Raw genomic sequence first — 24342 nt, 5'->3', positions numbered from 1 at the left:
CTGGAATTTTTAATTTAAATTAACACCTAGATAAATTAAAAAGTGCAAAGAAAGTTAGTTGTAATATGTTTAATTAATTTTTTAATAGCTGCCTTAATGGGCTTGGCATTACGATATGCATCTATTAACCCAATTGGTTTTAATTATCGATTTCTTACCCATGCACATTCGCATGTAGCTATGTTGGGCTGGGTATATTTGATGTTGTTTACACTTATAGTCCATTATTTTGTTGAGGAAAAAAAACCTGTTTTTAATAAGCTGTTTTGGATAACTGAAGTAGCGGTGGTGGGTATGATGCTTAGTTTTCCTTTTCAAGGATATGCAGCAGTTTCCATCACATTTTCAACCTTACATATTTTTTTTAGTTACTATTTTGCATATCTTATTTGGAAACACCATAAAATCATGAATTTACCGGCTCGTTATCTTTTGAAAACCTCCCTTGTGTTTATGGTAATTTCTACTATCGGCGTTTGGTGTTTGGGACCGGCGGTTTCAATGCTTGGGCAAGCGTCTGCATTTTATCAAATAGCGATACAGTTTTTTTTGCATTTTCAATTTAACGGGTGGTTTTTAATTGCCGTAATCGCCTTGTTTTTTCATCATATTAAACTTAAGGATTGTAAACAATTCCGGTTATTTTTTAAGCTTTTAATTGTTTCAACCATACTAACTTTAGCATTACCTATAAATTGGTTTGCGCCCCATATAGTATTGTATTGGATTAATGGGGCAGGGGTATTAATTCAGTTTGTTGCCTTAATCATGTTTTTAGTACTTATTAAACCCTACCGGATTTCGTTTCTAAATGAACACTCAAAACTCACTGTTTATATGTACAGTTTTGCTATATTTAGCTTTGTTTTAAAAACGGTATTGCAATTGGCATCATTAGTGCCCGAAGTTTCTCTGGCAGCATACCAGCACAGAAATTTTGTAATTGGTTTTATTCATTTAACCATGCTGGGGGTTATTTCCGGATTCTTGTTTTCATTTATTTTACAAAGTAAGTTGGTTTTAAACGATAAATGGCTTCATGGTGGTATTTACGCATTTGTTTTAGGATTTGTATTGACAGAAATTCTATTGATGGTCCAAGGTAGCATGTTTTATTTTGAAAGCGGATTTATGCCAAACTATTACTTCTTGTTATTTCTGTTCAGCGTATTGTTACCATTAGGAATTGTTCTTATTATTATAAATATTTTAAAATATAAAAATCATGAAACGAGCATGTTAAAAGCATTATCAACCTAACGAAATGATTAATAGCGAACAGTCCCGATAGCTATCGGGATGACCAATAAAAAACAAATAATATATAAACACATGAATAAAAAACCAATAAAACGACATAAGGCGTTACAGCCATTGAGCAGAGATCACCACCATGGGTTGTTATTGTCTTGGAAAATTAGAGCGGGAATCAGTAAAAACATTGAAGCACGTCGAATAAAAAATTATGCAGATTGGTTTTTTGAGAACCATTTGATCCCTCATTTTGAAATGGAGGAAAAGCATGTTTTTACTATTTTGGGGTCTAATAATGAACTTGTAAAAAAGGCATTGGCAGATCACAGACGATTGATTCGATTGTTTAAAAAAGACGAAGTTGATACTTTGGTTTTAAGTAAAATTGAGGAAGAATTAGATAAACATATTCGTTTTGAGGAACGTATCCTTTTTCCTGAAATACAAAAATCAGCTACGGATGAAGAATTAAATTATATGGAGAAAATACATGATGACACAGCGTTTGAGGACAACTTAGTTGATGAATTTTGGAAATAAGCCTTACTAATGGGTTTGATAGCTGAAGCTTGCTTCTGAAGAATTTTTTTCCGATTCTTATTTCACTTGTGGGGTAAACGTTTTTAGGAACTTAATAATCTTTGTGATCCCGATACATCGGGACGTGTAATACTTTGTGTGTCTTTGTGTTATAGTTATTTCACAGAGTTACACAAAGCAAACACCGAGGATGCACAAAGTAAAAAAAACCATTAAATAATTTTTATTCAGTTATTTTACTGCAAGTACTATAGCGGTAAATAGTAGCAAAAACCCAAGAACCATACCTTTCCAAAAGGGGTTTGCTTTTTTTAGTTCCATAAACTGAAAAGAAATCCCAATAAATTTTAATACTGCGAGCAATAAAATCAGTATTGCAATATATGATGTGCTAAATTTTGATAATACTGCCGAAGTGATGGTAAGTACTATTAAAATAATATATGTTATGGTGCTTGTTTTATGCATATTAAAAAAGTAAATAAATGATTGGGAAAAGTAAAAGCCAAATTAAATCGCACATGTGCCAAAAGGCGGCACTTGCCTCAACATCTTCCATAGTGGTGGTATTTTCTTTTTTTATTCCAAAGTAAACCGAGGTTAAAATAACCAACCCAACCAATACATGTATCACATGAAATAGGGTTAGCATCCAATAAAATGTAAAGAACGTGTTGTAACCAACGTCTAGTCCTTCATCAAGTTTTTGGTAATATTCAAAGCTTTTTAAAGCTAAAAAAAACAGACCAAAAAGCATGGTAAGCAGTAACAGTTTTTTAAATGTCGAGACGTTTTTTCTTTTTAATTCAGCTACGGAAATAGCCATAAAATAACCGCTGGTTAATAAAAACAGGGTATTTATCATGCCAAAAGTGGCATTTAATTGAAGTCGGGAACTATGGAATATTTCAGCTTCTTGTTTGCCGTAAAAAACCATGGCGATTAGTGCCGCTCCAAAAGTGAATAGCTCTAAAAAAATGATAATCCAGATAAGAATACCTCCCGGAGGATAATAGATGTTTTTATAATTTATTTCTTGTGTTTGCATACTTCTAATCCCAATCCAATAATCGTTTTTCACCTTCTAATTTTTGAATGTCTGTGATATCTTGAGACATTTCAATAACCCCTTTATATTGCTTTTGGTTGTCACGAATGGCAAAGTATCTAATATGGATAATTCGGCCTTTAAAATTGAACCAAAATTCGGCAACATCTTTTGTTCCTGCTCTAAATTCCTCCACAATGCGCAATACCATATCGACGCTTTTTGGTGGATGGCAAAAACGCACTTCACGACCAATAATACCTTTGCTACGTGCAAAAACGCGATCGTCACCTCTATTATAAAATATGACTTTGTCGTTTTCATCAACATAGGTAATATCGATAGGTAAGAAACGCAGTAACAGATTTACTTGTTCAGGTGTCATATAGCCCTCGTCATAATGAAAGGTATTTTCTAACGAAAACGATAAATCACGGTTTGAAAAATCCTGACTTGGGTGTACATACGTTTCTTCAATAGTTGGATACGGACTAGGTTTATCAGTTAACATCCAGCCTATTTCTTCATCGCCAACATAAAATTCCTTCCATTCATCGTCCGTAAGCAATTCCATGGCGTTTGGGAATAAACGTGTATCTTCAATACTTAACAATCGTGTTATTCCATCGACTAAATATGGGATATCTTCACTGATTTTCGGCAAGTTTTTTTCTGAATTGTAACTGTTTAACAAACGGATTTGTTCGCGTAAATTATCGTGAAACGACCACATTCCCTGCGATGGCCCGTGCCAATTATGTTTTTCTAAATAAGGGAACAATTGATTTTCTTTTCTTTTAAACCGTTTCTCTATAGTAGTCAACTGATTAAAAATGTTGAAATATTTTTGAAAATCTTCAGCAGGATTTGAATCGTTTAATTCTAAAATCAGGTCTTGTATTAAGGCGCTTTCCTCGTAATAAACTTTTACGGGATGTCCTTTTGGTAAGTTTTCTACGGTAGGTAAAAATGAATTCATTATAATATAATTTTAAACTTTTTTTTATTTATGACTGATGCTTAATTTTTTCGTACAACTTTACCAACGATTGTAATAACTCAACTGGCGTTGTAAGTATTTGATAATGGTTTTGCCCAAACATTTGGGGCAAATAATATTTGGCTTGGGCTTCAATGGCCAATGCGTAACTGTTTATTTGGCGTTCGTTAAGTTCGCGCAATGCTTGTTTTACATCGTTAATACCGTATTTGCCTTCGTACTTATCGTAATCATTTGGTTTACCATCCGATATTAAAATCACCCACTTGTTCTTAGTATCTCTCTTATCCAATAAAGCCCCTGAGTGTCGCAATGCGGCTCCAATACGGGTATAACCACTGGGTTCTATAGCACCAATTCTGTATTTGGCGGTGTCCCAATTATCATCAAAATCCTTTAGACTTAAATAAGAGGAATGATTTCGTGTTTTAGAATAAAAACAATCAATGGAGAAATCGATGTTAAATTCATTCAAAATTTCCCCAAACAATATAGAAACTTGCTTTTCTACATCAATCACTCGATTTCCAGCTGCGTAACCATCGCTGGAAAGACTAATATCCAATAACAATAAAATGGATAAATCTTTTTCTTTTTTTCTTTTTGATAGATATATTTTTTCTGAAGGTGTATGACCGGATTTTACATCGATAAACAAGTCGGTTATCGCATCTATATCAAATTCTTCACCTTGTGTTTGCCGGCGTTGTTGCTGATATTTATTGTTTACAGTCGTGAGCATTTTACGCAAACCAACCAATGTGGAGCGATTTTCGTTAAGTGTTTTTTTATAATAGGATGTATCCGATTTTAATTGGGTTTTTGGATACACTTTGCAAAAATCTTCTTTGTAAATGCGTTTTGAACAATCCCATTCATCATAGTGAATAAAAGGCCCGTTACTTTCGCTTTCTGCACTTTCTGATATGGTTGTATTTTCGGTAAATTCGGCTTGATAAACAGAATGCGCTGTATCATCAACCCGAACGGTGTGCTTCATTTGAACCTCATCGAGTGCATTGGAATGGTCGTCTAAATCGTCATCGCCATCCATATCCCTAAAATTGCCACCAAAGGCTTCGGCAGTTTCCACCTTTTCAAATTGATGCTGTAACACGGCATCTTCCATTTGTTTTTGGTCTATTTGAACCGAAATAATTTCTTCAACTGCCTTCGATTTTATTATGGTTTTTGGTTGTTCTTGATTGGCCGTTTTTACCTTATCGGTAAAGTTTTTAAGTTGGTTTTCTGAATCGTCATTTGATGAATTTTTCATCCATTTTCCGTATATAAAAGAAAAGTCTGCCGGTTGTTTTTCCGTTGCTTTGTTTTTATAAAATGAAACGAATTTTTGATGGTATTTTTCAGTTATCGGAAATTGAATGAACAATTCTTTTAAAACTTGATGTGAAGTTTCTTGTGCTTTTTGTTGAGATTCCAGCGTGTCGTGTTCTAATGTATCGTTCCAGTTAAAATCTAAATTTTTTTGAATGGAGAGGTATAAGATCCTGAATAAATAAAACGACAGATTTTCTTCTTCAGTTTCAAAATCGTAAAATTTTGTTGGTAAAAAAAAGTTGTTGTTTTTATAGCCACCTTCGCGTTCGGCTTCAAAAATTTCAATAGATTGACCAGTAATGGCACGTCCAAAAATAGTGAGTCGCGGTTTTACGTCGCTTAAATTTACGGCATGCTCAAATGCTTCCTCTTTTTTCTTTCTCCGTTTCTTAAAAAAGAAGGCAAACTTGGTAAATATATATTCGTCCGGTTCGAATTCAAACATAGTTTTCAGTCTCAGTTTTCAGTCTCAGTCGCAGTTTTCAGTGCTCATTGTGTACTGCGACTGAAAACTGAATACTTTTTTCATATCATTAAATCACTTAAATCCTTAAGCGCTTGTACAACTTCCAAATCGTCTGTTAAAGGTTCAATGACTGCCACATGAACCGCAAGGCGTTTAGGAAGCCCAGTATGAATTAATTTAGCAGCATCTACCAGTAATCTGGTGGAAACAGTTTCTGTTAACCCGAGTTCTGTTAGATTTCTGATTTTTGTGGCAATGTTTACCAGTTTTTTAGCAATATCCAATTCAATTTCAGTTTCCGAGGTTAAAATTTCGGCTTCTATTTTGGGTTCCGGATATGCAAAGGAAATAGCCACAAACCGTTGTCTTGTTGAGGGTTTTAATTCCTTAAATCCGCGTTGATATCCGGGGTTGAATGATGCAACAAGCATAAAATTTTCATGCGCTTTTACAGTTTCGCCTAACTTGTCAATAAACAATTCGCGCCTATGGTCTGTTAATGAATGTATGGCTACTATAACATCTGGTCGTGCTTCGGCAATTTCATCTAAATACAAAATATACCCATTTTTAACAGCTGTTGTTAATGGACCATCCAACCAAACGGTTTCGGCACCTTTAATAATAAACCGTCCTATTAAATCTGTAGAAGATGTTTCTTCATGACAGGAAATGGTAATTAGTTTGGTTTCAAGCTTGTGCGCCATAAACTCAATAAACCTGGATTTTCCAGTGCCCGTAGGACCTTTTAACAAAAGTGGGATTCTACATGTATAGGCATGCTCAAAAACATCTATTTCTTTATGAATGGGTTGGTAATATGGTGTGTTCATTTTAGTCTTGCTATATGTTTGCAAATGTGTTTAGCCCTGATTACTTCACTACGCTCTTATTTTAATTGGAGTTCAATGAATACTTCGCATTTGAAGCGGCATCCTTTTTTTGTGCCCCTTCGGCACAAGAAAAGATATAGCAAAAAGCAGGAAATAGCTACAAAAAACCAGAGTTAGCCTTTTTGCAAATTTTAACTCTGGTAAAGTTAGTTTAGTTATTGGTTTGTAGCTGTTTCCAATGCTTCATCGGTAGGTCTTCCGTGTTTATAAAAATCTACCATATACAAAATAATTCCTGTGGTAAATAAAGCGGCGCAGATTATTAGTACCATAAAATGGATTTCAATTTCTTTTTGGACCGCCATAAACTCCATTTTCATTTTGCGTTCTAGGTAAACTTGCGCAACCCCGGCAACACCAAAAGCGACCGTCATTCCAATAATACCAATATTGGATAGCCAAAAAGCCATACGGCCTCGGGTGCTTTCGTATAGTTTTCTTCCCGTTAAATTGGGTAAGCTATAGCTGATAATGGCCAACACAATCATGGCATAGGCGCCCCAAAATGCTAAATGGGCATGCATTGCGGTAACCAAAGTACCATGGGTATATATATTGGTTTGCGGTAAGGTATGTGCAAATCCTAACAATCCGGCGCCCATAAACGATACAATGGCCGCACCAAGAGTCCAGTTAAGGGCTAATGTATTAGGGTGTTTCTTTTCTCCTTTTCTGTACATATTGACCGCAAATAATGCCATCGCTAAAAAAGCCAAAGGCTCTAGTGCAGAGAATATGCCACCAACAATTAACCAAATTTTATTTACGCCTATATAGTAGTAATGGTGGCCTGTTCCTAAAATGCCCGATAAGAATGTTAAACCAACAATAACATAGAGCCATTTTTCAATAACTTCCCTATCTACACCTGTAAGTTTAATTAATAGGAAAGATAAAATACCTCCCATAATTAATTCCCAAACACCTTCTACCCATAAATGCACCACCCACCATCTAAAGAACGAATCCTTTACTTGACTATCAAAAGGAAGCATCCCTGGTAAATATAATAGTGCTGCAAAAAGAAGCCCCATGGAAAGCACCAAAGCTGTGGTAGTTCGGCGTTTTCCTTTAAACAGCGTGACTAAAATAAGCCCTAAAAACAAGAGCACATTGGCAACTACCAAATAATCCAAAGGTCTGGGAATTTCTAAAAACTTACGGCCTTCCCAATAGTTAAAATGATAGCCAACAATGGCCGTTACGCCAACAAGCGCTAAAGTAATTAATTGAACATAGGCAAGTTTTACGCTTACCAATTCGTGTTGCGCCTCTTCTGGGATGATATAATAGGCAGCGCCCATAAAACCAGACAGCAACCAAACAACCAATAGGTTTGTGTGTACTGCTCTAGCGGTGTTAAAAGGGATAACACTGTGAAGGCCATCAAAACCTGCATGTGCAAAACCCATTATAAAACCGTACACTATTTGTAGCCCAAACAATAACATGGAGAGCGCAAAAAACCAATACGCTACTTTTTGTGATTTATATTTCATTTGTTTTATTTTTTTTGTTTTAAAATCGTCGAATGTAACTCGCATAATAAACCGCCTTTTTCTATGCTTTGGAAGTTTTTGGTTATGCTCATTCCATAATTTTTTAGTTTAGTTTTCGTCTTTGGCCAATGGTGATACAATTTTGTCGAAGCCATTTAGATCAATACCGCCAATCCAGTCAAAAAAGGCAATTAAGTCTTCTGCTTCTTCTTTTGAGAAGCCATAAGCCACCATTTTCCGTCCGTTAGGCTCCCACGAAATGGGAGTCATTAATACGGCTTTAATGTAACCTTTCCCTCTACGGTCGATTACCTTTGTCAATTCTGGAGCGTAATAAGCTCCTTCGCCTAAAATGGTATGGCATCCCATACAATTATTGGCTTCCCAAATTTTTTTCCCTCGTACAACGGCTTCCGTTATTTCTTCATCATTTGTTTGGTCTTGGGCTTTACTGAATGAGTAAATGGTAAGGCCAATAAATATTAAAAAAGTAACGACAGTTCCTCCAAGAAAAAAGGCACGTGCTTGTTTTTTTGATAACATATTTATTTAGATTTGATTAATATTCTATTTACTTGTTAAATCGACAATGGTTTTTATGGTTTCTTTGTTATCTACCCCTAAACCTTCTTGTTGGTGCATTAATTCGCCGTTGGGGTCAAACACACTGATTATATTGGAATGCGAAAAATCCATGGGCGAAATTTGCTTGTATTTTACGGCCAAAACATTGGCAAATTCACGCACGCCAGATGCTGTGCCTTGTAAAAAGGTCCATTGCTCCCCATCCATTTTATTTTCGATAGCGAAGGCTTTTAAACGTTGTGGCGTATCGGTTTCCGGGTCCATACTAACTAAAACAAAACTTAAATCTTTAAGGTTGTCTTTAGGAATTTGAGATTCAATATTGCGCATGTCTGCTACCAACCTTGGGCAAGCGGCTTTACAGGTTGTATAGATCATGACCATTGCAATGGTTTTTCCTTTTAAGTCTGAAAGCTGGATGGTTTTGCCTTCTTCGGTATTCCATTTGGAGGTTAAATTGAAAATGGACCCGTCTGAAATCCCTCCATCATTAATTTCTTTTGAAGCTGGTTTTTCAGTTGGTTTTAAATCCATGTTACAAACAGGGCAACTCCCCGATTCGTTATAGGTTTTATCGCCTTCACATTTCATGGGGCATTGGTACAATGCTAAATCATCAGTAGATTTTTTTGACGCATTTGAATTACATGCCACAACCATTAATACCGATAACAATAAAATCAAAACTGGTTTTAAGTTTTTCATTTCCCTAAATCTTTAACACATCTAAACCCAAGATTTTTCATAGAGTATTTAGCTTTTAAACTACCTCTGGTGGCGTACCGCATAAAGGCAGCATAGTTCATTAAATCGGTGGCACCAATGGCAGCACTGCCGCAGAATAGATTGCTGTCATTATCAACATCTTTCCTGGATTCACCTGAAATTAACACCGAATTAAAATCCAACGTCCATTCCCATACCAAACCGTGTAAATCATAAACGCCCCAATAATTCTTAAAGGTCGATCCAACGGAATCGTTAAAGGTTTTTGGTTTTTCGTACCATCCTAAAATAAACTTGTTGTAAGATTCCAACTTTCGTGCATCGGCAAGCGTTTTATTTGCCATGGCCACATATTCCCATTCGTCTATGGTTGGCAATCTTTTTCCTTGGCATTCACAATAATTACTAGCTGCGAACCAAGAAATATTTGTAATTGGTGCATTTAAGGATTGATTTTTTCCTAATTCAGTATCAGAAGCCCAACCTATTAAATAATTACCGTCCGCAAATATTTTTTTTACCTGAGAGCGTTGCCATTTAGGATGTTTTTTTACAAATTCCAAATACTCACTATTTGTAACTGGATATACATCGATGCCAAAATCTGAAACGGTAACTTTTAATGAATCCCTTCCGTAAAGAGGGGTGTAAGTTCCGCCTTTAATTGAAACCATTTTAGACTGACAATTTACATTGGTTGGCCAAAGAAATAGCACATAAATTATCAGTATTGAAACAGTTTTCATTGTGTTTTTATATATTATAATTAATGACCGCTTTTAACCTGGTCTACTTGACTCTTGGTTACATTGGTTTTATTATTTCCCCAGGAGTTATAAACGAAAGTCAACACATCGGCAATTTCAGAATTGCTTAAAGTTTGCCCCGTCATAACACTATTGTATTTTTGCCCGTTTACAGTAATCTCACCGGTTTTTCCTTTAATTACAATACCGATGGCACGATTTACATCGGCATTTAAATAATCTGATTTAGCCAATGGAGGAAAGGCATTTGGTATGCCTTGGCCTTCGGCTTGATGGCAAGCAAAACATGTTTGCATATAGATTTTCTTTCCAGAATCTATTTTCTCAGCTAAGCTCTTATCGGAGGTTGGTTCTTCCTCTTTGGCTTTAGTTGGCATGGTTTGTATGGTGCCTCCTTCTGGATGGTAAATACCTTCTTGAACGACCCCTGCATAAATGGTTTTGTTTTCTTCCCCTTCCACTTTAAGCATTCCTAAAGCCCCTTTGTTAAAAGCTCTAAATATGGAATGATCTACCAAAATGAAAGTTCCGGGAACATCTACCCTAAACTCAACAATGGCAGCACCACCGGCAGGAATTAATGTGGTTTGTACATTTTCGTTAATTGTAGAGCCACCTTCAACATGGACTTTATCGAAAATTTCACCAATTACGTGAAAAGAGGACACTAAATTAGGGCCACCATTACCTACAAACAAGCGGACTGTTTCCCCAACATTAGCTGTAATAGCGTTGTCGCCGGTTAGCGAGCCAACTTTTCCATTAAATACTACATAATCGGGTTTTTCATCAATTGCTTTTTGCATATCGAAAGCCTGAAGGCCTGGGTCTCCGGTTTTTCCGCTGGTATAAAAATCGCCTTGCATAATGTAATATTCTTTATCGACTTGGGGCAAACCACCTTCGGGTTCAACTAAAATTAAACCGTACATGCCATTTGCAATGTGCATACCAACGGGAGCAGTAGCGCAATGATACACGTACAAGCCAGGATTTATTGTTTTAAAGCTAAATTTTTTCTCTTGTCCAGGAGCAACAAAAGAAGAGGTTGCCCCACCACCAGGACCGGTTACTGCATGTAAGTCAATAGTATGGGGCAGTTTATTATCTGGGTGATTTGCCAATGTAAACTCTACCTCGTCTCCCACGCGGGTACGAATAAAACTACCGGGAACCGTACCTCCAAAAGTCCAATAATTATAGGTTGTTCCGTCTGTCATGGTGCCTTCTTTTTCAAGAATTTCCATTTTCACAATAAGCTTTTTGGCTTTTCTTGCTCCAACAGGTGTTGGAACATTTGGCGGCGATGTTAATTCGGCAACCATTTCCCGGCTTACAGGAATATCTGCTGCATTTTCATATTCTTTGGATTTGTTATCAACACAAGAGGTGTATAATAACATAATTAAGGCCAATAGGCCCAGGGGTAAACTGAATGGTTTCGTTTTTAAAAGTGTTTGTTTAAGTGCCATAATTAGTGTTTTTATTGGTTGTTCATAAAAAAGACAAAAATATCTTTTTTTAATTGGACAAAAATACTTTTAATCTTATTTTTAAAATATGATTTATATCATTTAATTATAAAGTTTCATGTGTGTGTTTTTATTGTTTTTTATCGGTCATCCCGATAGAGCTATCGGGACTTCCATATAATCATTCACTTGGGTATCGAAAGTTCGTTATGGAAGTTTCATGTGCTATAACAATGGCCAAAAACACGCATGGGCCACTTCCAATTATTTGGATATCTTATTAATTGGCGTGCTTGTATTGTCAAGTTAAAGGTTAATACCCTGCTCCCGATAGCTATCGGGATTCATTGCAGTTACGTTAGTTTCTATGAGTGTTTTGGCCATAAGAGCTATTGAGTTTTTATAGGATTAATAACTTATGTTACACAGAGAAAAAGGCATTTTGGTCTGTTTTAACAAAAAATATCCTGTTTTCCGCTATGAAACACCCAGGAAAAAAATTGAAAAGGAGCAAAATCTGAAAAATGTCTTAGAAAATACAAAAATTTAACTTTTAACACTCTGAGAATGCAATAATGCAATATTTGAAATCCCAATTATTATTTTAACAAATACTGAGATTTGGTGCAACACCCTTTTCAAAAAAAAAATCAGTATTTACAGGGGCTTCAGAGGGTCTTTCTGAAAAGTGCGGAAAACAGGAAAACATAAACCTATTTTGAATGGATGATCAGTTAGTTAAAATCAAGTCTTGATTCTATATGCTATCAGCGCAGCGGTCTTGATTCTTTTGCCAGACAACAATAATAATTAAAAATCTTTCCTCTTTGCTTTAAAGGTTATTCTTAAAACGGGTAAAACAACCCAAATGGATAGGGCCATGAATGAAACAATGAGCCCGAAACCAGTGCCAAAAAATTGTTTAAAAACAGCTCCTGTATATCCTAATAATGCTGAGATATCCAATTTTAAAAGGATGAGTGTTCTTGAAAGATCAATGGGATTTAGCATTGTTGCCAGTAATGAGACTTTATCCAACGGATAATCTTCAAAGACTATTAAAGACAGTAAAAAAATACCGTCGTAAATAATGCCCAAGAACAACCAAAGCAAAATGGCATAACCGAAACCTTTAATTTTGTTTTCGTTAGACAATGCGATGTTAAACGCCAAGGCTGTAAATATTAAGGTTAAAAACGTTCCAGTGATCAGCAATAATGAAAAATCCCAAATGGCATTGCTTTTAAACAGCCCATAAAGCACAAACGGAAGACCTAAACCTAAAATCAAACTCATGGACAAAGACAAGGCAACACCTAAATACTGGCCTAAAAATATGGAAGAGCGTTTTATGGGCTGTGCCAAAAGAAGCTCGGTAAATTCCTTGGAATTGTAATAATACATGACCCCGAAAATGGTTCCAATTAATGGTACTAAAACAATAATGATGTTCATTAAAGTGATGACCGCTTTTGATAGATCGTTGTTTAAAAACAACAGTACAACGCCAAGCAATAAATAAAAAGCGAAGTACACATAGCTCCAGCGGCTTCGCATTAAATCGTAAAAACTATATTTTAATATTTTAAGCATGATTCTCGGTTAAAATGGATGCAATGGCGTGTTCAAAATCGGGTTGGTTTGTTTTTGTTTTTAATTCTGAAACACTGCCCTTAAAGTAAATTTTCCCTTCTAAAAGAAACACGATTTCATCGGATACTTCTTCAACAAAACTCATAATGTGCGAGGTTATTAAGATGGTTTTTCCCTTGGTTTTTTCTTCTTGAATCAAATCTTTTAATCTGATAAGCGAAATAGGGTCGAGTCCAGAAGTGGGTTCATCTAAAATAATAATCGGGCTGTTGAACATAAAGGTCAATACCAAATTCACTTTTTGTTTGGTGCCGCCAGAAAGCGTTCCCAGTTTCTTATCTAAAAAAGCATTCAGTTTGAACCATTCTATCAGTCGTTCATCATCATTGGTTTTACCGCGTAGATCCTTGATCATTTTAATAAGCTCTTTCACTTTTAAATTACTTGGGAAGTTGGCAATTTGTGGTAGGTAATCAATGTTATAGCGGTAATCGGAGTTGTTTTTTATGTTTTGGCCATGAACCGTTATGGTGCCTTTGTTGGGAATGACCATGCCTAAAATAGATTTTATCAAGGTGGTTTTACCCGAACCATTGGGACCGAGCACCGCAAAAATACCACCTTCTTTAATGGATAGATCGACGCCACTTAAGACTTCATTTTTCCCAAACTTTTTATGTAGATTTTGAATGCTTACCATGAGATTTTTTTTGTAACGGGATTATTGTCCAATAGATTGTCTGGTGTAAAAACGGGCGATACTTTTTCAGAAAAATCTATAATATCAATAAATAAACTACGCAATAGAATGATGGTTTCTGGCGTACGGTTTACGATATAGGAAAATAGTTTTACGGGTCGGTAAGGTACATCGCCAATACCATCTTTGTTTAAATCGTAACCCGTGTAATTGCTCCAATAATTTTTATCAAAAACATTATCATTCACATTGCTGTTGTATGAAACATCGAAGGAATTGTACAAAAAATTGTTTTCTAAAAAACTGTTGGCATAGCAAGCGCCTCGAACCTTAATCGCCCACCCGTTATTAGTAAAATTATTGTTTTTATAAACAATTCTGTTCGAGCCTTCTATGTTGATGCCTATGGTGTTTTCTTCAAAGGTGTTGCCACTAATTTCGGCGTCATTAATTTCCTTTAGCAATAAACCGTAAGAGGCCGTTCCCCAATTTTGAATGAAATTATTTTTCATCATTTTAATTTTCTTGGAAAACATTACGGCAACACCTGCCCCATTATCTTTAAATGTATTGCCTTCATAAACATCGTTGTCCGAAAACATAAAATGAAGTCCATACCTTAAATTATTGGTGCTTACATTATTTTTAATGGTACAGTTATTGGCGAATTCAAAATAAATACCATCCCTCATATTTTGAATATGGTTGTTTGCAATAACCAAATCATGGCTGTACCATAATTGGATGCCGTTTCCGGAGTTATACTCTTCTACAGCGTCGCCTTTAATTTTATTATTAAGTATTTTGCCAAAATTGGATTTTTCAATATAAATGCCAAAAAAAAGTTTTTCGATAATTAAATTTTTAATCTCAAAATAATTGCTTTTTCGCACTCTTACCGCTGCAAAATCTTTGGTATCACTATTGCCTACGTTTTTTAAAAAAAAACCATCAATACTAACGTGGTCTGAAGTAATTGTAATTAGTTCCCCTTGTTCTTCACCATCAATTACAGGATAGTCTTCACCAATAATTGTAAGAGGTTTATCAATTAAAATATTATGTTCTTTATAAATCCCTTTTTTGATGATTATAGTGTCGTTTTCTTTGGAGATTGCGACAGCACTTTTTATAGATGAAATTTTACAATTTTGACAAACCAAAATTGTTTCGGCATATAAAGAATATGCAGGACCCATAAAAAAAGTAATTATAAAAACAATTAGGTTTTTCACTTGTTCATGGTTTTTAAATGTAGTAACAGTTCATCCCAAGAATATAGATCACCTCCATTATCGGCCTGCGCATTTAATGCCTCTTCCTTTATTTTAAAGGCTGATAAAAAAGCTCCCATGGGGCTTGGAATATTTTTACTGACTAAAAATGTAGCTTGCGTAGCATCTGTAAAAGTATCTGGAGTGGCATAGTTTGTTGATAAGTAAAACCGGACATTCGAAGTGTCAAAATCTTTTGAGAAATTAACCATGCATTCTGAAGCATCAAATTTATAGACCTTACCTTTTTTTGTAACTATTTCAGCGGCATGTTTTTTATCAACAATGGTCATTCGGCAAAATTGACAAGCATCATTGCCATAGTTTATAGGTTGAGGCTTTACGTTACAGCCCAAGCATATAAGCAATAATATTATTATTGAACAGTGTTTTAGTGTTTGCATTTTTTAGTGTTTTTCCTATCCCTGGCCTTTTCCGCAAGGTTTAGTCCGGATAACCATCGGAAGGGATTTTACGTTCCTTTTTACCTATAACATAGGCAAGTAAAGATACGGCAATTCCTAAAGCTAAAAATAAGGCGCCTAAACGCGGGTACGAATGTGCTTTAAAGTTCAGTATGTCTTTACTGCCAAACAAAGGGGGCTGAAAACCCATAACACTACCATCGGGGTTGGTGAATTTTATAATAGCTTTTGGATCTAAATTGTTTCCGTAATCGTATTCCCATAAATAAAAATCAAACATTCCAGCAAGACTCAAAACAACCATTAAAATAAACCATCCTAAAAACCATTTGTAATTAAATTTAAACGCAATTATTAATCCTAAAATAGTGGTAATAATTATTCCCAAAGGGAAGATTTTAAATTCAGGGATGGAATCAGGAATGTATTTCATGCCTACATAATGGTTCATTAAATTGATGTTTTTAATATCGTAAGGATTGGCGTCTGCAAAATCATTAATGTAGATATACATACCCAAAGGTGTTGGGTATTGCGGTGCCTCCAATGTTATTTTCCAAAGGGGAAAAAAGAATAACCCTAATGGCAATAGAGCGGCAATTAGCATAATGATGTTTGATTTTTTCATCTGAAAAAAATTAAAATTTATTTATAGTGTTTTAAAAGAAAGGCGAGAGCGAAAAATTCAACTCTCGCCTTGATAGGGAAATAAACACTAAAACAAAATTCCCCTAGTTTATTTATTCTATATCTTCACCTAATGACCATTTTAAAGGCGTGTTGGCATTTGCGGCAGATACCCGAACATACCCTTGCATTTCTTGGTGCAGTGCTGAACAGAAATCGGTACAATAGAAAGGCCAAACACCTACTTGTTTAGGTTCCCAAACAGAAGTTTCGGTTTGCCCTGGCATTATCAATAGCTCAGACGTATTGGCACCAATGATACCAAAACCATGCGGCACATCAAAATCCTGTTCTAGATTAGTAACATGGAAATATACTTTGTCTCCTACTTTTACACCTTCAATATTATCTGGATTAAAGTGGCTTCTAATAGTGGTCATGTATATATGTACATTATTTCCATCACGTACCACTTTTGCATTTGCATCGTTTGTAGTTGCAAAAGGATGTTTGTTGTCTTCTAGCTTAAATACTTTTTTAGAGTTTGGTTGCACTAAATTGGCTGGAATACCTGCGGCATAATGAGGCTCGCCTACCGTAGGAAAATCTAAAAGGAGTTTCATCTTATCTCCGGAAATATCGTATAATTGAGCCGATTGGCTTAATTCTGGCCCTGTTGGCAAATAACGGTCTTTTGTGATTTTATTCATTGAGAGCAAATATTTTCCAAAAGGTTTTTGTGAATTTCCACCTGGAATCATTAAGTGGCCGGGAGAGTAAAATGCTGGTTGTCTGTCCAAAACTTCCCAAGTTCCTAATTTCCATTTTACAATTTCAGAAGAAATAAAGAAGGTAGTATAAGCATTTCCTTTGCCATCAAATTCAGTATGCAAAGGTCCTAATCCTGGTTGCTCAACGGTTCCTGCCAAAACATCTTCAAAGTTTAAAACAGGGATGCCGTAAGCTTCACCGGAAAATTTTTTGTTTTCAATGGCATCAAGCATTTTTGTAAATGAATGCACGGTTAAACTTGCTGCCAATTTACCACTGCCCACAATGTATTCGCCTGTTGGGTCCACATCGCAGCCATGAGGTGATTTTGGTGTTGGTAAAAAATATACTAAACCAGGGCTTTCTGCCGGATCCAATACTTTTACAGTGGTACCCCAAGTAGTTGTTGCCGAATGCGTTTCATCATTATAGATATTGTGGGCATATTTAGCAGGCATGGTTTTAAATTTACCTGCTTTAATATATTCCTCAGCTTTTTTCCAGTTTACAGCGGCAATATAATCTTTATCATTTTGTGATGCATTAACTTCCAACAATGTATTGGCTTCTTCTGTATTATAAGTGGTGTAAAAAAACCATCCATCAGATTTTCCACGGCCAGGATGCGCTTTGTCATAATCGAATCCGGGCATCAATATTTGAAAAGATAAGTCCATCTGGCCACTATCTTTATCAACTTTTAGAAAGGATAAAGTGCCTTTAAAATTGCCTTTATAATCTTTAATTGCCATGTCTTGCTGGGGTACTGGCACACTAAACCGAGTTCCAGCAATTACATATTCCGTATTATCTGTAACATAGGAAGAACTGTGGTTCCCGGCAGAGTTTGGAATTTCAATGATCTCAGCGGTTTCAAAAGTCGTCAGGTCAATTCTTGCGATACGCGGTGTATTGTTTTCGTTTATAAATACCCAACGGCCATCTAACACCCCATTGGTTTGGGAGATATCCGGATGGTGGGCATCACCCCAAGGGATTTCTCCAAACGATGTCATTAACATGGGTTTGGTTTCTTCATTATATCCGTACGCTTTTTCAGCATCTTGGGAGAAGACAGGAATAACCTTGAACAAACGGCCAGACGGTAATCCATAAACAGATAATTGGCCGCTAAATCCACCTGATAAAAAGGCGTAAAATTCGTCGTAGCTTCCAGGAGCCACATAAACCTGTTCTGCTGCATTGGAACTTAATGCCCCATTTGATTTTGAAGATTCCCCCTTATTGCAGCTTGTAAAAGCAAAAGCAATAATTAAGAATGCGATAGAAATATTTGCTGTTTTTTTCATTTTATGTTTATTTTAAAATATTTAGTTCTCGGGTAAAATCACTTTGTCCACTACGTGTACAATGCCATTTCCGGCAGGTACACTCGCAATTATTTTGGCGCCCCCAACAAATACATCATCACCAATAACTTCGACTTTAACATCTTGGTTATTGGCTTGTCCTAATTTTTTGAATTTTTTAAGAAAGTCTTTAGTATAGTTACCGGGGGTTACATGATATTTCAAAATATTGGCCAAAGCATCCTTGTTTTCTGGTTTCAATAAATTTTCAACCGTTCCTGCCGGTAGGGCAGCAAACGCTTCGTTTGTAGGCGCAAAAACCATTAACGGTCCTGCATTTACCAAAGCGTTTTCCAATTCGGCAGCCTGAACAGCCGCTACAAGTGTGGTGTGATCCTTGGATCCCATTGCTATTTGCAATACGTTTGGCGTAGAGCCGTCATCTGCAATAAAGGCTTGCCCTTGTTTTTTGTCAGTCGGAGTTTCAACCGTGGTGGTGGTTGTTTCGGCCGGAGTTTCTTTATTGTTTTTGCAATTAAAAAAGAAAGCAACAAGTAGTGCGGAAAATAAAATTTTAAAGGTGGTTTGCATTTTGCATTTATTTTAATGTTCTAAAGTATTCCAATACAGCTCTCGCTTCGGCTTCAGTTAGATTTTGGTTCGCCATAGGGGCGCCATTAAATTCTGCCAATAGCTCTTTGGCCAAAGGGTTTTTTTGAATCATTTCTTCTGGGTTTAAAATCATGTTCATGACCCATTCTGGAGTTCTGCGGTCTAAAATGCCCACTGGTGGTGGCCCAATGAATTTTTTGTCGGGCCTGTGGCAAGCGGTACACATTTTTTTATAGATTTCTTCACCTTGAGTTGCCATGGCTTGGTCTATTTCAGCAGCTAGTTCTAATGATTTTATCGGGCCAATGCCTTTATCACTCAAATCAATTTTTTTTGACGCAGGTACAGATTCAGCCGTAGAAGCAGCCTGTTCTGTAGGTGCTGTTTTTTCATAAGAAAAATTCTCTTTTTTCTTGTCTTCTTTACCGCCACAGCTTATTAGTAGCGATACAGAAAGTGCTATTAAAATATTAAATGCTTGTTTCATAATTTTATTATTAATTTATTCCAACAAATTTAAGAGGTTAGAAGCCCTTATAATATGATAAAAATCATATTTAAGATAAAAATATCTTTTTTATTGTTTCAGAGGATATATTTTATTTGCGAATGATTTCAAGCCTTCTAAACACGCTATTAAAGCCGTATTGTTTATAGCGTTACATGCTGCAAAAGAAAATAAGATAATGGTTAAGGATATTTTCCAGTCCATTAACATTCCACAAGCCTATATTGCCAAATTACTTGTGCCTCTGTTTAAGGAACACATTGTTTTATCTACAAAAGTGCTTAAAGGTGATTTTTATAAAATAACGTGAATAACGGATAACCCTATTGAGCCGAAAATGTCCCTTCCCCAACCCTAAATGGTGATATATTTTCTACATTTCAGGAATTTTTCCATCCATTAGGAAGGGGAAAAAGAAAAATTCAATCTTAATTTTCTTATCCGTTATTCACGTTAAAATAACAATCTTGATGGCCGGTAAATGAACGTTGTGGAACTTGTTTTGGGCCATTAACAATGGTAATCAAGGTTTTTAGTGAATTTTAGGGCTTGAAAAACAGATTTTAGAAATTGTGCTTGTTATAAATAGACAGCTTAAAGTTTTGAAAATTGAAGTTTATTAACTTTTGCAAACGGGAATTAATAAGTTCTACCATTAAAAAAGCCAATTCATATCAAATGAAAAAATAAATAAATTCATTTTTTCGTGCAAATTGCGTACAAATTAAAAAAGGCTTTAGAAGTGAAACCTTCTAAAGCCTTGCCACTACTGTGGAGAAGATGGGACTCGAACCCACGGCCTCTACGCTGCCAGCGTAGCGCTCTAGCCAACTGAGCTACATCCCCAAATTTCTATTTTAATTCACTTAATACCAAAACAGGCAATTTACTATCAAAATCCTTTTTGTAAATGGTGCTGTTTTCCCATATTTTCATAAAAAAACCTCTTTTTCGCCTTACAACACAAAGCATATCTGGGTTGTGCAGTTTGTAATGTTCCAAAACTCCTAAATAGGTGGATGGGTTTTCAGAATAAATAATTTCGCTTACAATGTTAGACAATTCATCGTTTAAATCAAAATCACTTTCGTTATAATAAGGCGTTTTTACTAACAATAGGTTGACTACCGATTTAAATCTGTCTTTGATGGCTTTTAGCGAAGTTAGCACACCTTCTTTTCTAATGATAGCCGATTTTACCGCCATTAAAACATTCTTAATAGGCTTATAGTTATAACCTTCAGGGATTATTAAGGTAGGCACATGCATTTGCTTAACAATTTTACCCGAAGTTTGCCCTAAAAACAAGTTTTCATCTTCAGAATAAGTTCTCGGTTCTATTAAGATTAAGTCGATTTCGGCAGCTTTACAAGCTAATTCTAAAGTGTCAATTAATTTGCCTTTAAGGGCTTTTACAATAATGGCAACGTTTTTTGTGTCAACTTTAGAAACCATTCCATTTAAATATTCAAGCGTATCTTGCTCTAAAATATGATCTATTTTAATCATGGTTCCCGCTTTGGTATAAACGTTATAAACTTGGACCACATAAAGTTTAGCTCCAAAAGCTTCAGCAAAATCCACTGCATATTGTAAATGGCCCAAAGCATTTTCAGAAGCTCCAACTGGTACTAAAATATTTTTCATCTGTTTATGTTTTTTATTTTTTGTGGTCATACTTCGACTGCGCCCGGCACAGGGATGTTACATACATATAATCATTCCTCTGTGCGACAAACATTTAGTGATGGATGTTTCATTTTTAAAAAATTTAAACCTAATTTTAATGCAAAAGTAATCAATTAAATGATTTGTAAAGGCAAATATTCCGACATTGATAAAATTTTAGAAATCACAAAATCTTGTGCTCTATATTTAATTGATAATCAAATTCGTCAATGGAATGAACACTATCCCAATAAAGAGGCTTTTAGTGATGATGTAAAGCGCAACGAATTGTACATTCTTAAAATAGATTCCATACTTGTTGGCTGTATTTCCATATCCACTTTCATGGATGATTTTTACAAGCCCTTAAAATGGCTTACGCCCAATGAAAACAATCTGTACATCCATCGGTTGGCCATTCATCCCAAACATCAAGGAAAAGGCTATGCACAACAACTTATGGCTTTTGCCGAAAATTATGCCCAAGAAAATCATTTTAGTTCCATTAGATTAGATACTTTTTCCCAAAACCTAAGAAACTTAAACTTTTATGAGCGTAGAGGATACCAGCGGTTGGAAGGTATTTATTTTCCCAAACAAAGTGAACATCCTTTTTATTGTTATGAGCTTTTATTATGAACAGGTTTAAACGTTTTTGATTGAAGCGAATTCCCGATAGCTCGGGAAGAGGTTTTTTGCTCAATTGAAGGCTTTTTTGAACTGCATAGCATAGCTACAGAGTAAAAAAGACAAAAAGTAAGTGAAAAATATCATTTTGCAGCCAATTGAAAAAAGTTTAAACCAGTTCTATAAAAAATATTTAACTTTATCGCTCAACAAAACAACATGACTTTAATAGCGATTTTACAAAAAGTTGGTATAGAAGAAAAAATTAAAAACGCTCCAGACCCCGGTTATGAAATTGGTGTTTTTATAGGTAGCATGGCGCCTTTTGTGGTACTGGTAGCAATGGCATATTTGATTTACAGATACAATAAAAACAAAATAAACAAGGATTGATATGGATTTTTTTAACTTTTTTGGCGGAAACGGCCTGTTTTTAATTTTAGGTATCGTACTTATCGTGGTTTACTTTTACAACAAAAGAAAAAAACGATAGTTAACGGGTTTTTAACCACCCGGTTATACTTAAACGTTCAGTATTTACAGGTTTCACTTCGTGTTCAATAACTTGACTTTCAAAAATAACAACTCGCCCCGGAAACGGATAGATAACTTTTTCAACCTCTTTACCGTTTTCATCCAAATACAAAACCAATTCGCCACCATTTTCTGGTAACCATCCGTCTTCATTCAAATAACAAACAAAAGATAATTTGCGTCTGTCATCATTTTGAAACGTATCAATATGCCTTTTGTAATACGTACTTTTAGGGTAAATAGCGTAGTGGAACTCTTTATGTAAAATCCCTAAAAAACAGGTTTTGTTCAAATAGTTGACCAAGTCGTTAATCCTATTAAAAAACAAGGTTTCAATGGTATCGGCCTTGGCCTCGTCCATCCACAAAATAACGTCGCCTCTAATCGATTTTACAATGGTTTCATTCAACCTATTGCCAATAGCTGCTTTTTTGAAAGTGTCCTCTTCATACTTTTCTAAAAGTGATTGTCTTAAAACCGAAACTTCTTCGGTAGAAAAAAAATCTTCAACAATACTAAATTGCTGTGTTCCGATATCAGAGATTATCTGTTCGTAAAGCGCATTCTCAACAAAACCAATAGCCTCAAAAAGATGACTCATAACTTATTCATTTACATGGGTTAACATCAAAAAACAGCTCCAATTATTAATCAAATGTAATCTAAAAACAAATTGCTTTTACAAAACAACTATCTTTGTGTTCTAAATTTTCTCCAATGAGCTTTATTCGTATCACAAAACAATTTTCTTTCGAAACCGGTCATGCCCTGTATGGGTACGATGGCAAGTGCAAAAACGTACATGGGCACAGTTACAAACTCTCGGTTACCGTTATCGGAAAGCCAATTGCCGATTCTACAAACGTAAAATATGGTATGGTGATAGATTTTGGTGATTTAAAAAACATTGTAAAGGAAGATATTGTAAATGTGTTTGACCACGCCACTGTTTTCAATAAAAACACGCCCCACGTAGAACTTGCCAAAGAACTTGAAGATCGTGGACATAACGTGTTACTTGTTGATTATCAGCCAACCAGCGAAATGATGGTAATAGATTTTGCTAAAAAAATAAAACGTCGTTTGCCCGAAGATATCGAACTGCACTCGCTGAAACTTCAAGAAACCGACACTTCTTTTGCCGAATGGTTTGCTTACGATAATATTTAGGGCGTTACCCTTCGGGTCGGGCTTTCGCAAGTCGCACTCTACGAGGTGCTCCAACAATTGCTCAATCCCTAACGCATCCATCAACTATGTGCAGTTCTAAAACAAATATTCGTGCATTAGTGGCTAATTTATTTATATTTACCACATGAATATTCCAAAAGGGAAAAAGATATATTTCGCATCCGATAATCATTTGGGAGCACCAACAGCCCAAGCTTCTCGCCCGCGCGAAAAGAAGTTTGTGGCTTGGTTGGACAGCATTAAACACGATGCTGCAGCTATTTTTTTGGTGGGTGATTTATTCGACTTTTGGTTTGAATATAAAACCGTAGTCCCAAAAGGTTTTACACGAACGCTTGGCAAACTTGCGGAAATATCAGATTCTGGAATCCCCATTTATTTTTTTGTTGGCAACCACGATTTATGGATGAACGGTTATTTTAAGGAAGAACTGAACATTCCGGTATATCATGAACCAAAAGAATTTACCTTTAACAACAAAAGCTTTTTTATTGGCCATGGCGATGGTTTAGGGCCTGGGGACAAAGGCTATAAAGGCATGAAACAAGTGTTTACAAACCCTATGTTTAAATGGTTGTTCCGGTGGATACATCCCGATATTGGCGTCAAAATTGCCCAATATCTATCGGTAAAAAATAAATTGATTTCGGGTGATGAAGACGCCACTTTTCAAGGAGAGGACAAGGAATGGTTGGTACAATATTCCAAAGAAAAACTAAACGAAAAACATTACGATTATTTTGTGTTTGGCCACCGCCATTTACCTTTAGAAATTAACCTCAACAACACATCAAAATACATCAATCTTGGCGACTGGATTTCGTACTATACGTATGGCGTTTTTGATGGCGAAAATTTTGAGTTGAAAACATATTAGAACTATGATTTTTATGTCTTTAAGGTTTTAAATCCCT

At 35.6% G+C, this 24342-nt stretch carries 26 protein-coding genes and 1 tRNA gene; 6 read left to right on the top strand and 21 right to left on the bottom strand.

Translation table 11 applies throughout. The features are described from left to right. Positions 1-42: 42 nt before the first annotated feature. Entirely contained in the window at positions 43-1260 is a 1218-nt protein-coding gene (locus ACU1LP_RS01420; protein WP_445735354.1) for a hypothetical protein, read from the top strand. 72 nt (positions 1261-1332) lie between these two features. Further along, positions 1333-1794, top strand: a complete 462-nt coding sequence (locus ACU1LP_RS01415; RefSeq protein WP_445735353.1) for a hemerythrin domain-containing protein — start codon at positions 1333-1335, stop codon at positions 1792-1794. 231 nt (positions 1795-2025) lie between these two features. Here ACU1LP_RS01415 and ACU1LP_RS01410 read toward each other — a convergent pair whose 3' ends face one another. The 20 genes from ACU1LP_RS01410 to ACU1LP_RS01315 form a co-directional block, all read right to left on the bottom strand. After that, positions 2026-2262 (bottom strand): cytochrome C oxidase subunit IV family protein, encoded by a 237-nt coding sequence (locus ACU1LP_RS01410; protein WP_445735352.1) that lies wholly within the window; start codon positions 2260-2262, stop codon positions 2026-2028. A 1-nt stretch (position 2263) separates the two neighbouring features. Beyond that, complete coding sequence (locus ACU1LP_RS01405) at positions 2264-2875, bottom strand: cytochrome c oxidase subunit 3 (RefSeq protein WP_445735351.1); 612 nt, start codon at positions 2873-2875, stop codon at positions 2264-2266. After that, on the bottom strand, positions 2847-3821 hold the full coding sequence (locus ACU1LP_RS01400; protein ID WP_445732844.1) for a DUF438 domain-containing protein: 975 nt from the start codon (positions 3819-3821) through the stop codon (positions 2847-2849). Before ACU1LP_RS01400 ends, ACU1LP_RS01405 begins: the two co-directional genes overlap by 29 nt. Before the next feature lie 28 nt (positions 3822-3849). After that, complete coding sequence (locus ACU1LP_RS01395) at positions 3850-5625, bottom strand: nitric oxide reductase activation protein NorD (protein ID WP_445735350.1); 1776 nt, start codon at positions 5623-5625, stop codon at positions 3850-3852. A gap of 80 nt (positions 5626-5705) precedes the next feature. Continuing rightward, a complete protein-coding gene (locus tag ACU1LP_RS01390) occupies positions 5706-6479 on the bottom strand; it encodes a CbbQ/NirQ/NorQ/GpvN family protein (protein ID WP_445735349.1) in 774 nt (257 codons plus the stop codon). 215 nt (positions 6480-6694) lie between these two features. Beyond that, complete coding sequence (locus tag ACU1LP_RS01385) at positions 6695-8038, bottom strand: cbb3-type cytochrome c oxidase subunit I (protein ID WP_445735348.1); 1344 nt, start codon at positions 8036-8038, stop codon at positions 6695-6697. Positions 8039-8146: 108 nt separating this feature from the next. Beyond that, positions 8147-8581, bottom strand: coding sequence for a c-type cytochrome (locus tag ACU1LP_RS01380; RefSeq protein ID WP_445735347.1), 435 nt, complete (start codon positions 8579-8581; stop codon positions 8147-8149). Positions 8582-8605: 24 nt separating this feature from the next. Then, entirely contained in the window at positions 8606-9328 is a 723-nt protein-coding gene (locus ACU1LP_RS01375; protein ID WP_445735346.1) for an SCO family protein, read from the bottom strand. Beyond that, positions 9325-10095: a formylglycine-generating enzyme family protein gene (locus ACU1LP_RS01370; RefSeq protein WP_445735345.1), complete on the bottom strand. Its 771-nt coding sequence runs from the start codon at positions 10093-10095 to the stop codon at positions 9325-9327. The genes ACU1LP_RS01375 and ACU1LP_RS01370 overlap by 4 nt, the downstream gene beginning before the upstream one ends. A gap of 20 nt (positions 10096-10115) precedes the next feature. Next, a complete protein-coding gene (gene nirK, locus ACU1LP_RS01365) occupies positions 10116-11588 on the bottom strand; it encodes a copper-containing nitrite reductase (RefSeq protein ID WP_445735344.1) in 1473 nt (490 codons plus the stop codon). 810 nt (positions 11589-12398) lie between these two features. Further along, a complete protein-coding gene (locus ACU1LP_RS01360) occupies positions 12399-13181 on the bottom strand; it encodes an ABC transporter permease (RefSeq protein ID WP_445735343.1) in 783 nt (260 codons plus the stop codon). Further along, positions 13174-13881, bottom strand: a complete 708-nt coding sequence (locus ACU1LP_RS01355; protein WP_445735342.1) for an ABC transporter ATP-binding protein — start codon at positions 13879-13881, stop codon at positions 13174-13176. The genes ACU1LP_RS01360 and ACU1LP_RS01355 overlap by 8 nt, the downstream gene beginning before the upstream one ends. Continuing rightward, a complete protein-coding gene (locus ACU1LP_RS01350; RefSeq protein WP_445735431.1) occupies positions 13875-15080 on the bottom strand; it encodes a nitrous oxide reductase family maturation protein NosD in 1206 nt (401 codons plus the stop codon). Before ACU1LP_RS01350 ends, ACU1LP_RS01355 begins: the two co-directional genes overlap by 7 nt. 32 nt (positions 15081-15112) lie before the next feature. Next, a complete protein-coding gene (locus tag ACU1LP_RS01345; protein ID WP_445735341.1) occupies positions 15113-15559 on the bottom strand; it encodes a nitrous oxide reductase accessory protein NosL in 447 nt (148 codons plus the stop codon). Positions 15560-15599: 40 nt separating this feature from the next. After that, positions 15600-16208 carry a hypothetical protein gene (locus ACU1LP_RS01340; protein WP_445735340.1) on the bottom strand — a complete coding sequence of 203 codons (609 nt, stop codon included), beginning with the start codon at positions 16206-16208 and terminating at the stop codon, positions 15600-15602. Positions 16209-16320: 112 nt separating this feature from the next. Further along, positions 16321-18288, bottom strand: a complete 1968-nt coding sequence (gene nosZ / locus ACU1LP_RS01335; protein WP_445735339.1) for a Sec-dependent nitrous-oxide reductase — start codon at positions 18286-18288, stop codon at positions 16321-16323. Positions 18289-18309: 21 nt separating this feature from the next. Then, positions 18310-18879 carry a fasciclin domain-containing protein gene (locus ACU1LP_RS01330; RefSeq protein WP_445735338.1) on the bottom strand — a complete coding sequence of 190 codons (570 nt, stop codon included), beginning with the start codon at positions 18877-18879 and terminating at the stop codon, positions 18310-18312. A gap of 7 nt (positions 18880-18886) precedes the next feature. Further along, positions 18887-19387: a c-type cytochrome gene (locus ACU1LP_RS01325; protein ID WP_445735337.1), complete on the bottom strand. Its 501-nt coding sequence runs from the start codon at positions 19385-19387 to the stop codon at positions 18887-18889. A 793-nt stretch (positions 19388-20180) separates the two neighbouring features. After that, a tRNA-Ala gene (locus ACU1LP_RS01320) sits at positions 20181-20254 on the bottom strand. Between the two features lie 6 nt (positions 20255-20260). Next, on the bottom strand, positions 20261-21055 hold the full coding sequence (locus ACU1LP_RS01315; protein WP_445732399.1) for a universal stress protein: 795 nt from the start codon (positions 21053-21055) through the stop codon (positions 20261-20263). Positions 21056-21214: 159 nt separating this feature from the next. Here ACU1LP_RS01315 and ACU1LP_RS01310 point away from each other — a divergent pair, with 159 nt between their 5' ends. Beyond that, positions 21215-21715: a GNAT family N-acetyltransferase gene (locus ACU1LP_RS01310; protein WP_445735336.1), complete on the top strand. Its 501-nt coding sequence runs from the start codon at positions 21215-21217 to the stop codon at positions 21713-21715. A gap of 207 nt (positions 21716-21922) precedes the next feature. After that, positions 21923-22096, top strand: coding sequence for a hypothetical protein (locus ACU1LP_RS01305; protein ID WP_445732401.1), 174 nt, complete (start codon positions 21923-21925; stop codon positions 22094-22096). A gap of 100 nt (positions 22097-22196) precedes the next feature. Here ACU1LP_RS01305 and ACU1LP_RS01300 read toward each other — a convergent pair whose 3' ends face one another. Further along, entirely contained in the window at positions 22197-22838 is a 642-nt protein-coding gene (locus ACU1LP_RS01300; RefSeq protein ID WP_445732402.1) for a 2OG-Fe(II) oxygenase, read from the bottom strand. A gap of 116 nt (positions 22839-22954) precedes the next feature. Here ACU1LP_RS01300 and ACU1LP_RS01295 point away from each other — a divergent pair, with 116 nt between their 5' ends. Then, complete coding sequence (locus tag ACU1LP_RS01295; protein WP_445735335.1) at positions 22955-23407, top strand: 6-pyruvoyl trahydropterin synthase family protein; 453 nt, start codon at positions 22955-22957, stop codon at positions 23405-23407. A 145-nt stretch (positions 23408-23552) separates the two neighbouring features. After that, positions 23553-24305 (top strand): UDP-2,3-diacylglucosamine diphosphatase, encoded by a 753-nt coding sequence (locus ACU1LP_RS01290; RefSeq protein WP_445735334.1) that lies wholly within the window; start codon positions 23553-23555, stop codon positions 24303-24305. The last annotated feature ends 37 nt before the right edge of the window (positions 24306-24342 follow it).

This window comes from Mariniflexile sp. (assembly GCF_052728615.1).
Note: the sequence above shows the minus strand (reverse complement) of the source record. Positions and strands in the feature narration are given on the sequence as shown.

Bases quoted from the DNA above. Each gene is read 5' to 3' on its own strand.
- ACU1LP_RS01415 (WP_445735353.1), top strand. From the start codon at position 1,333: ATGAATAAAAAACCAATAAAACGACATAAGGCGTTACAGCCATTGAGC.
- ACU1LP_RS01410 (WP_445735352.1), bottom strand. From the start codon at position 2,262: ATGCATAAAACAAGCACCATAACATATATTATTTTAATAGTACTTACC.
- ACU1LP_RS01400 (WP_445732844.1), bottom strand. From the start codon at position 3,821: ATGAATTCATTTTTACCTACCGTAGAAAACTTACCAAAAGGACATCCC.
- ACU1LP_RS01395 (WP_445735350.1), bottom strand. From the start codon at position 5,625: ATGTTTGAATTCGAACCGGACGAATATATATTTACCAAGTTTGCCTTC.
- ACU1LP_RS01390 (WP_445735349.1), bottom strand. From the start codon at position 6,479: ATGAACACACCATATTACCAACCCATTCATAAAGAAATAGATGTTTTT.
- ACU1LP_RS01385 (WP_445735348.1), bottom strand. From the start codon at position 8,038: ATGAAATATAAATCACAAAAAGTAGCGTATTGGTTTTTTGCGCTCTCC.
- ACU1LP_RS01380 (WP_445735347.1), bottom strand. From the start codon at position 8,581: ATGTTATCAAAAAAACAAGCACGTGCCTTTTTTCTTGGAGGAACTGTC.
- ACU1LP_RS01375 (WP_445735346.1), bottom strand. From the start codon at position 9,328: ATGAAAAACTTAAAACCAGTTTTGATTTTATTGTTATCGGTATTAATG.
- ACU1LP_RS01370 (WP_445735345.1), bottom strand. From the start codon at position 10,095: ATGAAAACTGTTTCAATACTGATAATTTATGTGCTATTTCTTTGGCCA.
- nirK (WP_445735344.1), bottom strand. From the start codon at position 11,588: ATGGCACTTAAACAAACACTTTTAAAAACGAAACCATTCAGTTTACCC.
- ACU1LP_RS01360 (WP_445735343.1), bottom strand. From the start codon at position 13,181: ATGCTTAAAATATTAAAATATAGTTTTTACGATTTAATGCGAAGCCGC.
- ACU1LP_RS01355 (WP_445735342.1), bottom strand. From the start codon at position 13,881: ATGGTAAGCATTCAAAATCTACATAAAAAGTTTGGGAAAAATGAAGTC.
- ACU1LP_RS01350 (WP_445735431.1), bottom strand. From the start codon at position 15,080: ATGGGTCCTGCATATTCTTTATATGCCGAAACAATTTTGGTTTGTCAA.
- ACU1LP_RS01345 (WP_445735341.1), bottom strand. From the start codon at position 15,559: ATGCAAACACTAAAACACTGTTCAATAATAATATTATTGCTTATATGC.
- ACU1LP_RS01340 (WP_445735340.1), bottom strand. From the start codon at position 16,208: ATGAAAAAATCAAACATCATTATGCTAATTGCCGCTCTATTGCCATTA.
- nosZ (WP_445735339.1), bottom strand. From the start codon at position 18,288: ATGAAAAAAACAGCAAATATTTCTATCGCATTCTTAATTATTGCTTTT.
- ACU1LP_RS01330 (WP_445735338.1), bottom strand. From the start codon at position 18,879: ATGCAAACCACCTTTAAAATTTTATTTTCCGCACTACTTGTTGCTTTC.
- ACU1LP_RS01325 (WP_445735337.1), bottom strand. From the start codon at position 19,387: ATGAAACAAGCATTTAATATTTTAATAGCACTTTCTGTATCGCTACTA.
- ACU1LP_RS01315 (WP_445732399.1), bottom strand. From the start codon at position 21,055: ATGAAAAATATTTTAGTACCAGTTGGAGCTTCTGAAAATGCTTTGGGC.
- ACU1LP_RS01310 (WP_445735336.1), top strand. From the start codon at position 21,215: ATGATTTGTAAAGGCAAATATTCCGACATTGATAAAATTTTAGAAATC.
- ACU1LP_RS01305 (WP_445732401.1), top strand. From the start codon at position 21,923: ATGACTTTAATAGCGATTTTACAAAAAGTTGGTATAGAAGAAAAAATT.
- ACU1LP_RS01300 (WP_445732402.1), bottom strand. From the start codon at position 22,838: ATGAGTCATCTTTTTGAGGCTATTGGTTTTGTTGAGAATGCGCTTTAC.
- ACU1LP_RS01295 (WP_445735335.1), top strand. From the start codon at position 22,955: ATGAGCTTTATTCGTATCACAAAACAATTTTCTTTCGAAACCGGTCAT.
- ACU1LP_RS01290 (WP_445735334.1), top strand. From the start codon at position 23,553: ATGAATATTCCAAAAGGGAAAAAGATATATTTCGCATCCGATAATCAT.